Origin of the sequence: Mesonia algae (genome assembly GCF_003253545.1) — a bacterium.
GTDB classification, from domain to species: domain Bacteria; phylum Bacteroidota; class Bacteroidia; order Flavobacteriales; family Flavobacteriaceae; genus Mesonia; species Mesonia algae.
Map to the genome: position 1 here is coordinate 244,477 of NZ_QKYV01000002.1, position 13,381 is coordinate 257,857.

The 13,381-nt window shown below is 31.5% G+C and carries 7 protein-coding genes; 1 reads left to right on the forward strand and 6 read right to left on the reverse strand.

The window, feature by feature from the left end; genetic code table 11:
• Positions 1-70: 70 nt before the first annotated feature.
• Genes LX95_RS04310 through pelF form a run of 5 tightly spaced genes read right to left on the reverse strand, consistent with a single transcriptional unit; the run spans position 71 to position 9,940 of the window.
• Positions 71-4,060, reverse strand: coding sequence for a DUF2194 domain-containing protein (locus LX95_RS04310; RefSeq protein WP_111540207.1), 3,990 nt, complete (start codon positions 4,058-4,060; stop codon positions 71-73).
• 5 nt (positions 4,061-4,065) lie between these two features.
• Positions 4,066-6,036 carry a hypothetical protein gene (locus LX95_RS04315; RefSeq protein ID WP_111540208.1) on the reverse strand — a complete coding sequence of 657 codons (1,971 nt, stop codon included), beginning with the start codon at positions 6,034-6,036 and terminating at the stop codon, positions 4,066-4,068.
• A gap of 4 nt (positions 6,037-6,040) precedes the next feature.
• Positions 6,041-6,826: an endo alpha-1,4 polygalactosaminidase gene (locus LX95_RS04320; RefSeq protein WP_170116576.1), complete on the reverse strand. Its 786-nt coding sequence runs from the start codon at positions 6,824-6,826 to the stop codon at positions 6,041-6,043.
• A 16-nt stretch (positions 6,827-6,842) separates the two neighbouring features.
• Complete coding sequence (pelG, locus tag LX95_RS04325; protein ID WP_111540210.1) at positions 6,843-8,453, reverse strand: exopolysaccharide Pel transporter PelG; 1,611 nt, start codon at positions 8,451-8,453, stop codon at positions 6,843-6,845.
• Positions 8,450-9,940: a GT4 family glycosyltransferase PelF gene (gene pelF, locus LX95_RS04330; protein WP_111540211.1), complete on the reverse strand. Its 1,491-nt coding sequence runs from the start codon at positions 9,938-9,940 to the stop codon at positions 8,450-8,452. Before pelF ends, pelG begins: the two co-directional genes overlap by 4 nt.
• Before the next feature lie 121 nt (positions 9,941-10,061).
• Here pelF and LX95_RS04335 point away from each other — a divergent pair, with 121 nt between their 5' ends.
• The gene (locus LX95_RS04335; RefSeq protein WP_111540394.1) at positions 10,062-11,177 is read left to right on the forward strand and encodes a DEAD/DEAH box helicase; all 1,116 of its coding nucleotides are present in this window, start codon (positions 10,062-10,064) and stop codon (positions 11,175-11,177) included.
• Positions 11,178-11,229: 52 nt separating this feature from the next.
• On the opposite strand, the gene recQ is transcribed toward LX95_RS04335, so the two are convergent.
• A complete protein-coding gene (recQ, locus tag LX95_RS04340; protein ID WP_111540212.1) occupies positions 11,230-13,356 on the reverse strand; it encodes a DNA helicase RecQ in 2,127 nt (708 codons plus the stop codon).
• Positions 13,357-13,381: the final 25 nt, after the last annotated feature.

The following is a 13,381-nucleotide window of genomic DNA, read 5'->3' on the forward strand; positions in this document are numbered from 1 at the left end:
ATTTTGTGTTTTATCTACAATAACGTAGAAATCTTGTATCTTTCCTAAACATTTATAATACCATTAAGATTTAATTTTTACCTAAATAATATTTTAAACCTAAATTAAAGTTGTTAGAGTAGAAATTTTCTAACGTATAAAATTCCGCATTAGCGTTAATATAAAATCTAGAAGTAACAGGAAGTTTTAGATTACCAATGTAACGCTGAAAACTATCTGAGTAAGTATCTATAAAAGCGCTAGCATCCAAATTCAATTCAATGCCTGTAGTTTCATTTTTTAAAGTGTAAGTTAATCCCAATCCTCCAAATAAACGTTCTTTCGTACTCCAATAAGGATATCCATCTTCTCTGTTAGTGTTTCCTAGCGTACCCGAAATTTCTGAATAGGGTGTAAAGCTATGATCTTTTTGCCATAAAAAGCTTTTACTAAATTTTCCCGTAAGTGTTGCATCTAAAACTCCGTCACTGTAATAATTGGTTTCTAAGTTAGCAATGCCTGTATAATTTTTCTTTAGTGTGAGTTCTTCATAAATATTTAATTGAGTCTGATAAATATTTAAACTATAAGCTGGTCCGGTTATAGCAGGCTGTACTAATAATTGAGCAGAACTGTATAAACTATCTTTGGCGTAACTTACATTTACAGAGGCCATGACAAAAACGTCACTTTTTTGATCTATTTGCGCTCCTAAGCTACCGCTATAATTTATTTTACTATCTCTTTCTTTTCTTTTAAAAGAATATTCTGCTCCGTATAAATAATGATTAATATCTTCTGGATGGTTAGTTTTTAATTGATAAGCATTAAACTGAGTTACCCCAATTTTATGAGTATTTAAATTTCTATCTCTAAACCCATAAGCTAATTTATTACCCAATGTGGTGGGTTCTAACCTGTCGGCTACAAGAACCGATGTTGTTTCTATAAAATCATTTTCATTTTTAATCACTTCCCGCTTTATTTTTTTTGTTACTTGAGGGTAGAATAAATTGGGGTAATTCTTTAAAAGGAACTTTTGGTTTTTGGTAGAAGCATATATAACATCCTTATTTAAAAGTTGCTGGTACTTCAATTTTGTAGGTGAATCTGGTAAATCATTGACCCATTTCCAAGCGTTTACTATATCTCCTTCTCCTAAATAATAATCTATAAGCATAACATTTGCTTTTGTTTTATCTGGATTAGTGTCTTCCATAGATTTTATCACCAATTCTATAGCTTCAATATTTCCTAATTCTTGATACCAAATAAGTTGATCAATTACATAAAAATCTTCTACACAATTAGACCACTCTAAAGCTTTTCTATGAGTTCCTGTTTCCGCGAAAGCGTAAGCTATATCTTGTTGAAGCGAAGGGGATAGCTGTAAAGTACAAGGCTTTTTATTAATAAGCTCCCGCAGTGCTTGTCTAGGTTTGTTATAAAGTAAATATTCTACATATTTAGAATAATTGGTTTCTTTTAAGAAGTCAAATTCTCCCGTTTGAATACGCCAATTTTCAATATTTTTTTCATCAATTGTAGTGCATTTAGACCAAGCAACTGCCTTTGTATATTCTTCCTTATCGGCGTAAAGCCAAGTGATATTTTCTGCTAAGAATGAATAATTTTTAGCACAAGGAGAAAGCTCTTTTATAAGGTCTAAAAATGCGGAAGGAAAATTATAAGAAAGTTCATCTAATAAATTTTTCGTCTTATTATGCTTCGAACTATCTTTTAATAAATTGGTTATACTTAAAATTGAGATTGGTTGATCCTTGTAATAAACACCAAAATTTGCCAGATAAGTGAGTTGCAAAAGGATATTTTTAGGGTATTTATTTAGCTGAAGCGGAAGCCATACTTTTGCTTCCTCTTTATTGGGAAAAGCCTCTTTTTCACTTATAGAAATACTAACGTTTATTAACTCTTTACTGGGACCAAAGTTTTGTAATTGGGTATGTAAAGTTTCCCAAATTTCAGAACTTTTACCTTGCCACCCTAAATAGGTATATAAATCTAATAACTCTTTTGTTGAGGCTTTTTTAGCCTTTAATGTTTTTTTAAGGTGATAAATAGCTAAGGGTACATTTCCTTCAGCTAAATATTTTTCGGTTAAAGTTTTATAGTTATTTTCTTGACTGTAGAGATTTTTACTTTTAAATGCTAAATACTCTTTATAAAGCTTTAATTTTTTACTTCTTTTTAATTGCCTTGGCGGAAGTTTTAACTGAGCATTAGACGTTTTAATTTGAAATAGAAATCCTTCTAAAAAAGGAGTCTTAGAAAACTGCAGGTTATTATTTTTGAGAAAATGTTCTGTTTTGGCAGTGTTTTTCCTTTTTACATAATTAAACCAATATTGATCATTTTCTAAAGTTTCTACATTGCTTACCAAATGAAAATCTTTACAAATTTCTCTATTATAAGATTGTTTTTGCCAATCTTGAGTATTCATCGCTCCTTGGTGAACAGTGACAAAATCTAAAAGTGGAAAGACGCCTTGAATTTCTTTTAAATAATTTTCGAATCTAGGAAGTAAACCAGGAGAGCCGTCTTTAGAAATTTTCCATCCGTAGTTTTCTTTATTTCTATATTCATAATTTCCTGCAGCAGCTATACCGTCTTCGCTTTTAATTTGATAAACATCATCTGGATGAATAAAGTGATTCCATATTCCCGTGTATAAAAAAAGAGATTGCGCATTAAATTGTTCATCCCCATCCATTACATAACCGCTAGAAATTCTAGGAAAATTATAGAAATGATCGTTATAAGGTTCTACAGCAAACTCTCTATCACCCCCTTCTTTAAAATTTCCTAAATAAAGACTACAATTGTATTTGATCGATTTAAAAGCATCTTCCAAAGCCTGAAAACCAATACTATCTATTGTGTTTGAGGGAGGTACATAAGTGACAGGCAATTTACCATATCTACTTCCTTTCCATCTTTTTTTAGCAGTTTTTAAACCTAACTCCATATATTTTTGGTTAGGCCAGTCAGTTTTTACCAGAGATTGATGATTATAACCATGCAAAGCAAGTTCGTGACGGTTACTTTTAAACGACTCCATTAAAATATCAGAAGTATATTTTTTGATTCCATTTTTTTCTGAATAGGACAACTCCCATTCCGAAAATAAAAAAGGAGGTTCAGTTTTGTTACGGTAATCAAAGCAGACGTAAGCAGAATAATCTAATTCATATTTATCTGCTAAAGCAAGCATATCTGGCCACCATATTTTATTATAATATTGTTTTTGAGTAATTCCCATTTCAGTTTTTATAGGTTCACTCAAAATAGGGTAGAGCGGTGCAGGAAAATCGTCTAAAGCAATGGTTGCTACATTCGCAATGGGATAAGCGATATTTTCTAATCCGCTAAGAATGGCTGCAAAAAGTAAACCGCGATCTTGCTTTTCTAGTTCTCCATATTTATTAAAAAGAATAACATTCCCTGTACTCAGTTTATTCTCCACAATGACTGGATAATTATCATCGTTAAATGCTGTAGCTAAAACAGCAATGTTATCGTTGAAACTTGTTCTTGTAAAACCAACGTGAGTTTGTCTATTATTAGTCTTTTTCCCTTTTAAATTAGGTAAAAAATTAGTTTTAAAATGATATCCTAGAGCCGATGTGTTATAGGTTAATTCTCCCTCTTTTTTTATTCCGCTAAGGTATTTTAGATGCTTTGAGTCATCTAAAGTAGCAAATACCACTGTTCCTCCATTTTCTATAAAAGCAATGGTTTTCTTTATGGCTTGTTCAGAAAAAAATTCTGTATCAAAAAAAACAAGAACTCTTAATTGTGCGGGTATTTTTTCTGCTGAATTATATTCGTTACCCGTAATAAATCGATGTGGAATTTTAGCATATTCTAAAGTTTTTGAAAATTGCTTACTTGAAAGTAAGTTTTTCTTAGAGGAGCTATTTTTTACAAATGCGACCAAAGGGCTATTAATAGATTCTAGATCTGGTAAGAAATCTTGATCATTCTGATCTGCTTGGCAACTTACTAAAAAAGAAAGCGTAAAAAGAAAAATAAATTTGTAAGCTATATAAAATTGCTTCATAAGTTCTAAAAAAGTAACTCTCTTACGTGAGACTGTTTAGGTTCATTTATGATTTCATAAACGCTTACTAAACTGTTTTTATAAAATATACGAATATTTCTCCCTCTTTGTTTTAAAGTTTGTAAAGCTTTTTCTATTTGAATGCTGTTTTCTCGATCTTTATAATCAAATACCAAGATACTTTTAGGAGGTATAATGTCAGGATTGTTTCTTAGATAAATGAGATTTTCTTTGTTTTTAAAATATTCTAGATCTTGGTTTAAGTATTCTGAAAAAAAGTAATTATAGGTAAGGAAAAAATGATTTCCCATACTAATTACTTTAGTTTGCTCATCGTTTACCACTCCATAGGAATAGGGCAAAAGATCATTTTCAATCTTGTCATAGGCGGCTAAAACTTGTTCATTTTTCACTTCTTTTCTAAAAGGAATTTTTGCAATAGTATCATCATATAAGGAAAAAAGAACCATTCCAATTATCGATAAACTTAGCAATAACTTTACAGCGATAAATTCTCTCTTAGGTTTCATTATAGTTTCAAAAAACAAGTTAATAAAGTAGAAAAAAATACCAGCCATAATAGGAATAAAAACCGTTAAAGCTTGATTTAACAAATCTAAATCGATAAAATCTACTTTATATATTGCGGCTAAGAGTAATAAATCCAACTGAATCAATAATATCAATATAAGACTCCATTTTTTTATGTTTTTTACAGCAAAAGGTAAAACTAATGCAGTTAAACTACAGGCGAGATATCCATAAATTAACAATAATTGGTCTATAGGAACTGCTAATTGCGGAGCGTAAGTGTAAGTATTGTAAGCATAAATATTAGAAGCTATAAAATTGAGAAAATCTTGCCCCAATACTATACTTGCTATATAATGCATTAAAAATATAAAAACGGCAGAAATGGAATAGGCATAAAACGATTTTCGAATGTATACATCTTTATACCTTAACAAAAAGCTTAATAAAACTATTGGGAATAATACATAGATCGCAACAAAGAGATTTATTAAGAAGGTGGCAGTAAAAATGTAAATCATCCATCTAAAATAAGTTGATATTTTTCCTTTCAGTATTTTAGGAGAATGAATAAACAGGATAGCGGGTAAACCGATTATTAAAGCTAAAAACACAGATTTATGCATAGTAGATAAATCTATATTAATAGGCAGAAACATATAAAAAAATATAAAAAATAAGCTTGAACTTAAGGCAGGAAAGAAAGACCTATTAAAAGATCTATAGCAAAACCAAAAAATAACTAAAGCTAGAATTGCTACTTCTATAAGTCCAAAAGATTCTAAGGCAATACTATCACTAAGTCCTGTAAGAGTTCCGTAAAGGTTAATTAATAAAAATTCTCCTGTCATGGAACCAGAATGAAAAAACCACACTTGGTCAGAAAGGTATTTCATTCTAGACAAGTCCTTATACCAAATGTCTGATAAAGCATAACGATCGAATCTATAAAAATATAGCCGTGAGAAAAAACCTAAGATTCCCATAAAAAAACCTATACCTATTTGCCAGTAAATATGAGTTGTACTTAGCTTCTGCTTAGGATTTTTAGAAGTTTGTAAAGCCGCACGTTTCTTCTTAATTTTTTTAAAATTGATTAGGGGTTGCCTATTCTCAATTGTTTTTACTATATAAATTAAAGATCTGGTCTTTATTATTTTTAACTGAGTTTTTAAAGGACTTTTTTTATTTAAATTTAAAAAAATAAGAAGCATAAAAACCCAGATAATAGTTAGCAGTACAAATGAATCGTAAGCATTTAACTGAGTAAGGAGAAAACCTGTAATAATAATTACACTCAAAAAAGTAACCAGCCTTGGGATTAAATAATCAAACCCAAATTGAGATTGCTTTTTTGCAGAAACAATCGTTTTTACCACAAATATGATAAGGCAAAAACCAATGATTCTTAAAGCACCAATAAATACAGATTCTAAATATAGCATGACATTAATCTAATGTTTTGGGTATATCTTGTAAATCTATATTGCCAATAAAATACGGCCAGCCTGTTGGTTTTACTCGTTTAGCTACTTTTTTATATAAAGATTTAGTAATCGCATATTCTATTAAAATGACAGGGATATTATATTTCTTATGAATACTTTTCAGCTCACTTAGCATTTCTAGAAAATCCTTTTCTTTTCTAAGTCTATAATTATTTTTATCAAAATCGTAATTGGTAGCAATAGACTCAATAGCTATAAAATCTATATAAGGGTTGGTTTCCTCCGTAATCAGTAACCCCGCATTTTGCATGAGTTTTTTACTGGGATATAACTCTTTTATTTCCTTTAGAAATTGAATAAGACTCTCTTTTTTTTCGGGAGTTGGACCGTAAATAGTGTAATTGTCAATATTATCTAAAAACATGCCATCATACCCTTGTTCTTCTAAATTGTAAATAAACTCTTTCTTTAAGGCTACATAAGTTTCTTTGTTTTCAATATCGATGACGTAACTGTTCCAGATTTCATTTTTTTGTAAAACATAGGGTTCAATTTTATTATAAAGAATCCCATCTTTATTTGCTTCTCCTAAACTAATGTAAGCAAATACGTAAGTGTTGTTTTGTTTTAAAATATGGATATCTTCTCGTGAGAAATGTAAAGATTCTACAATCACATAAGTGTAACCTTTTATTTGTTCGGGATAAAAATCGCCGTAACAAAATAGTACTTTTTGTTGATCGTTGGTTTGAGCGGTACTCAATTTAGGAAAACTCCAAAAAGCCATAAGTATGAATATAATTTTAATATGCTGCATAATAATAGTAATCTAAATTTTTAAAAAATTTCTTAGTGGTCCTGAAGGTTAACACCATAAAAACAAATGAGCCAACCATCATGCCTATAACACTATATTCATAAGATAATATTCGGCTTAATAAAGCTCCTATGACCAAGTTAATGACAAATGCTACTATAAGCGAAATAAGAGGTTTTTGATGCTGATTTAGAGTATATAAATATAATACGTTCAACATTCCTAAGGTAAGAAATAAATATCCAAAACCTCCTATTACACACACTTTGAGACTTAATGTAGACAATTGCTCATCAAATCCTGCTTTATAGCCCCAAGGTTGAGTAATTATTAAATATAAAAAAGCAGCTATAATGATACTGCTGATAAAAAATGTTTTTAACTGATTTTTATAGAGTTTATATAATTTAGAATTAAACTTTTCGATTTCTTGATATTTCAACTTTCGTTGATAATACTCCATAAACCGATTGAAGGATACAATACTATATTCCAATACTCCAGCTAGTAAGAAGAATACCAAAATGGCCAAATCCATACCAATTTCATAATCTTTTTCATAATAAATAATATACGGTAAATTGGTGTTTAGAGTAGAAGACCAAGCTATAATTCTATCTAAAAAAACGAATAAATACAAGAGAATACCGTAAAAGAAATAATCAAAATTGCGGTAAATAGCCAACATGATTTTTGGCTTCTCATTCGTATAAGCTTCTTTGTTTTCTATGGTTTTTTTAAAGAAGTAATTAAGGTAAACAATGGCTATAGTTATAGAGACTAAAATTCCTATCCAATGGATAAAATAAACATGTAATAGTGTAAAAAAGTATAATAATAAGCTGGTAGCTGATCCAGAAAGAATTGAAACGCTAATCATCCAGCGTTGCTTAATCGTGTATAATGGTGCAATAAATAATAGCAAAGCTCCTATGAAAAAAGCATATACAAATACTATTAAGAGGAATAAAAAAGGATATAAGTGAATAAAAAAATTAAAGACCAATGCGATTATAAACAGAAATAAAATAGATTTGAGCCCCATTTTAATAATTCCTAATACGGCATATTTGGTCATATGAAAATCACTATTATACCAGTAAAAAGAAACCTGTTTTCCTATTACTTGTACAAAACCTCCAGTTGTTATTAAACCTAAAATAACACCCAATACTACTGCTGTAGATTGAAGTCCATTAAAACCGTCATAAGTCCATAGAGAAAAACCAAAAACGATAATGGTAAATATTTGAAAAAAAACTGGGAATAAATGAATAAGTCCAGTGCTATAATCTTTAATAAATAACTTGTTCCTTACAGTTATGTAGCTAGAAACTCTAATTATTTCCTCGTCTTTTTGTTCTAATTCCTTTTGTTTACTGTTTTTTAGATTGGCATAAGCAGGGGAGTCAAGAAGCTCAAAAATGTAAATAGCTAAAGCTAAAATAGAAGAGTAACCATAATCTTCTTTTACATCGATATCTCTTATTCCTAAAGATTCAATCGTTGCCGCAACTGCAAACTTATTAACGGGTTTTCCGTTAAGGTCTTTAATTTGCTGAATTAAATCTTCTAAATTTAGACTTGGATTACTCATACTCTTTCTCTACAGCCTAATTGATCATAAATAAGTTCATATTCATCTATAAGGTTTTCTAAGGTAAAATGTTCTAAAACTCTATCTCTACATTTTAATCCCATAGAAGCTCTTAAGTTCTCATCTTTCAATAACTTAATAACAGCTTCCCCAATTTGTTGATAGTTTTTGGGTTTACAAATAATTCCTGTTTCTTTATTTAAAGCTTCACTCACACCTCCAACATCTGTAGCTACAACCGGTATCCCACAACTCATAGATTCTATTACCGTGTATGGAAAACCTTCAGAAATAGAAGTTAAAATAGAAATATCTCCTTCAGGAAATATTAAATGCGGATTGCTTTTAGGTCCCATAAACTTAAAGTTATTCTCTAAATCTAAATCTTTGATCAAACTTTTACAAGAACTTGTATATTCTGGTACCGCTTTATCATCTCCGTAAACGAGAAACTGTACTTTCGGGATTTCTTTTACCACTACAGCGCAAGATCTAATCATTGTGTGAATGTCTTTGAGGTCAAACACTCTTGCTAAAGCTACTACCGTGGGAGGCTGATTTTTTTTCTCAGGAAGATCTATAGGTTTAAAAACATCTTTATCTACAGCATTATAGATCACTTTAAGTTTGTTTTCATCTGCTCCGTAAAGTTTTTGCCATTTTTGATTGAATTTATTTACCGAAGCAATAACTTCAGATTTATGGTAAGCCAGTCGAGCAATGGTTTCAGAAAATTTAATCAGTAAATTCTTTAAAAAATAAGGATAACCCGATTGATTGATAGCCAACAAACGCTCTCTTATAAAAACGCCATGCTCTGTCACCATAATTTTAGAACCATGCTTATAATGGGCAATTAAAGCAGGAATAATCGCAAAACCGCTAATGGTTAAATGGCAAATATCTACTTTAGGAACATCGACAATAGCCAACGGAATTAAAAATCTATAAATCCAACGAAGGCCAATACTCAAATCAAATAGAGTCGCATTGGAGTTTCGTTCTTCAACAATAGCTTCAGATAAAATCTTTACGTAAGTGTCCCAAGTAGGTTGACTTTGCATCGTTTTCTTAAAGTCATAATCTTCAAAATATAACCAAAGCTCAAAAAACAAGTTATCTAAAAGCAGCATATCTTGCTCTTCGCTATAAATAACTTCTAACAACGCCTCAAAATAAGGAATAAAACGTTCGGTTACCACCTCATCAGAAGTCCATTCTTTTCTCCCCACCGTTTTATAATACTCATCGCCATAACTTATATAATCATAAGGTTCATCTGGCGTCCATAACGGAACTTGTATAATATCTTTTATATTCGGACTTAATTCATACTTGGGTTTACTTTCAAACACCGCGTTGACTGAATACAAGTAAAAATCGGCATTTTTAATTTTATTACAAAGCGTTTGGCACCAAGTAGAAACACCACCTCCGTTAAACGGAAAAGTACCTTCAGCAATAAGCATCACTTTGTTTTTCTTCATAAATGAAAATAGTTAGAAAGAGTAAAGATATAATACTTAACGTAAACCAATAGTTTTGAGTTTTTAATTATTAACGGTGTTGGTGCAAACATTTCGTTTAACTTTGCAAAAAAAAGAAGAAATGAATACATTTTTAGAATTAGGAGTAGATAGTAACTTAGTTAAAGGCTTAAAAGAACTAAATATCATTAACCCAACTCCAATTCAAGAGGAAGCGATTCCTTTATTATTAAACAGTGAAACCGATTTTATTGGTTTAGCACAAACGGGTACAGGTAAAACCGCAGCTTATGGTTTACCTATCTTACAAAAAATTGATACCGAAAAACCACAAATACAAGCGCTAATATTATCTCCTACACGAGAGTTGGTGCTCCAAATAAAGAAGCAGCTTTTTAAGTTTACGAAATACTCCGATAATAAAATCTTTACGGAAGGGGTTTATGGGGGAGAAAAAATAGACATTCAAATTAGAAATCTAAAACGTCCTACACATATTGTAGTCGCTACACCAGGAAGACTCGTAGATCTAATGGAACGTGGAGATATTAAATTAACCAACGTAAAAACTCTCATTTTAGACGAAGCCGATGAAATGTTGAGTATGGGTTTTAAAGACGATTTAAATAAAATTTTAAAGCAAACGGGTAGACAAAAATCAACTTGGTTATTCTCAGCTACGATGCCAGAAGGAATTCAGCAGATCGTAAAAAAATATATGTCTCCTCAAGCAGCGCGTGTAGAGACTAATAAAAAGTCGATTATTAATGAAAATATTACTCATCAGTTTATAAGAGTTTCAAGAGATACCAAAGACTCAGTTCTTATCAATCTCCTAGATTCTAGAAAACAAGAACGCGGGATTATTTTTACCCGTACCAAAGCTAATGCACAGCAAGTGACCAAGCTGCTTAAAGAGGAAGGATTTTCTGTTGAAGCCCTAGAAGGGAATATGCAGCAAAAAGAACGTGAAAAAGCTATGCGTGCCTTTAAAAATGAGAGCATCCAATTTATGGTTTCAACCGATGTTTCTGCTCGTGGGATCGATGTTCAAGATTTAGGTTTTGTAGCTCATTATCAATTACCAGATCAACTAGAGTATTATACACATAGAAGTGGTAGAACGGCAAGAGCAGGAAAAACAGGTTTTTCTATCGCTTTAGTTCTTCCTCATGAAATAGAGTTGATGAAAGAAATTTCAAAAAAATTAGATATTAACTTCGTTGAAAAGAGGTAATTCTTTTATTGAAGTAATGCATTTTAAACGTATGAAAATCAGGAAATTATTTTTAGTTTCCTGATTTTTCTATTACCGCCAAAGCTAAACGAATACTATGGTATGGGACTTGCTCTTCAAAATACTCATAGTAAGGTTTTAGACCCTCGGGTGATTTTAATTCCGCTTTAGCTTTTTTAATTTTTTGTACCACTTCTTGAGTCACATAATTATAGATAGGGATGTCTTTCCCTTCGGCATATAATTTTGCTAAGTGAGAGTAAATGGTAGTTTCGCTTAAATTTCTTTCTTTAGAAATTACTGCTATAGATTTTTTTTCTTGTAAAAGCTTAAGGGTTTTAAGGTAAGTATCTCCTTTTTTCTTTTTCTTCTTAGGTTTAGATTTAAGATACTCTCTTACTACAGCAATGAATTCGTTTCCGTAAACTTCTAGCTTACGCTGACCTACACCACTAACTTTCACAAATTCGCTCTCACTTAGGGGACGTTCTCTTTCAATTTCTTTTAAGGTAGCATCATTAAACACTAAGTAAGCGGGTATGTTCTCTTCTAAAGAAATTTGATAACGCAATTTTCTTAAACGTTCAAAAAGACTATCTGGCTTAGATTTAGTGGTCTCTTTAGCCGCTTTTTGTTGCTTTTCTTTTTGTTCTTTAAGACTTTGTGGTTTAGTTAAAAATACCTTCTCTTTTTCAAATAATACCTTTTTAGAAAATGCCGTGAGTTGTAAACTATTATGAAGATGAAAAGCAATCTCACAATATCCTTGATTGATTAACTGAGTTAAATAATGCTGCCAGTCTCTCCAAGAAATATCACTTCCAATGCCATAAGTTTTTAATTGTTGGTAATTCTTCTCTAAGATGACTTGGTTTTGTGCTCCTCGCAATACATCGATCACAACTCCTGCTGGAGCCGCTTCTTTAAGCCTTGCAATGCTAGAAAGTAGTTTTTGTGCAATCACCGTCCCGTTAAAAAATTCTGGAGGATTTTTACATACGTCGCAATTTCCGCAGTTTTCCGCTAATAATTCTCCAAAATAACCCAATAGTATTTTTCTTCTGCAATCGGTAGCTTCAGAAAATTGTGTCATCCGGTCTAATTTCGCATTTTGTAATTCCTCATTACTCGCACCTTCGGTAAAACGCCTTAGCTGAATTACGTCTGCATACGTATGAAAAAGTAAAGCGTGGGAGGGAAGTCCGTCTCTTCCAGCTCTTCCTATTTCTTGATAGTAGCCTTCCAAATTTTTAGGCATATTGTAATGAATCACATACCTAACGTTAGATTTATCGATTCCCATTCCAAAAGCAACAGTAGCACAAACCACTTTAGTTTTATCAAAAATAAAATCTTCTTGAACCTTAGATCGTTGCTCAAAGTTTAAACCTGCATGATAAGCGGTAGCTTCAATACCTTTATTTTGGAGTTTTTCAGCTAGAGTTTCGGTTCCTTTTCGGCTTAAGCAATAGATAATTCCCGATTCTCCTTCTCTTTTTTCTACAAATTGAAGTATTTGTGCCACTCGATTAGTTGCTGGTCGCACTTCAATTTCTATATTTTTTCGATCAAAAGAACTGATAAATTGTTGGGCATGCGGAATGTTTAGCTGTTTTACAATGTCTTGCCGCGTAGCTTTATCCGCAGTAGCGGTAAGTGCAATAATAGGAGTTTCTGAAAAAGTTTTCTTTAAGAATCCTAATTGTTGATAGGAAGGCCTAAAATCGTGACCCCAAGATGAGATACAATGCGCTTCATCTATAGCGATACAGTTAAAATAAATAGGTTTTAAAATGTCGCTCAAGGCGGAAAGACTCTCAGGCGCTACATATAAGAGTTTTAATTGTCGCTCATAGACTTGCTTGATAATCTCTTGCTGTTCCTCACTACTCTGACTGCTATTAAAATAGGCTGCAGCAATCCCGTTTGCTTTTAAACCATCTACTTGATCTTTCATCAAGGCGATTAAAGGGGAAATAACCAATGTAGTACCTTCTAATAGTAAAGAGGGAAGTTGATAGCAAATAGATTTACCACCACCCGTAGGCATAATAACCAGAACATCTTCCTTATTTAAAACATGTGTAATAATATCTTCTTGCTGACTTCTAAACGTGTCATAACCGAAGTATTTTTTTAAAGTAGGATAGAGTTGTTCTTTATAGGTTTGGGCAATCATAAAAATATAGAATAAGATTGCAAAG

Bases quoted from the DNA above. Each gene is read 5' to 3' on its own strand.
- LX95_RS04310 (WP_111540207.1), bottom strand. From the start codon at position 4,060: ATGAAGCAATTTTATATAGCTTACAAATTTATTTTTCTTTTTACGCTT.
- LX95_RS04315 (WP_111540208.1), bottom strand. From the start codon at position 6,036: ATGCTATATTTAGAATCTGTATTTATTGGTGCTTTAAGAATCATTGGT.
- LX95_RS04320 (WP_170116576.1), bottom strand. From the start codon at position 6,826: ATGGCTTTTTGGAGTTTTCCTAAATTGAGTACCGCTCAAACCAACGAT.
- pelG (WP_111540210.1), bottom strand. From the start codon at position 8,453: ATGAGTAATCCAAGTCTAAATTTAGAAGATTTAATTCAGCAAATTAAA.
- pelF (WP_111540211.1), bottom strand. From the start codon at position 9,940: ATGAAGAAAAACAAAGTGATGCTTATTGCTGAAGGTACTTTTCCGTTT.
- LX95_RS04335 (WP_111540394.1), top strand. From the start codon at position 10,062: ATGAATACATTTTTAGAATTAGGAGTAGATAGTAACTTAGTTAAAGGC.
- recQ (WP_111540212.1), bottom strand. From the start codon at position 13,356: ATGATTGCCCAAACCTATAAAGAACAACTCTATCCTACTTTAAAAAAA.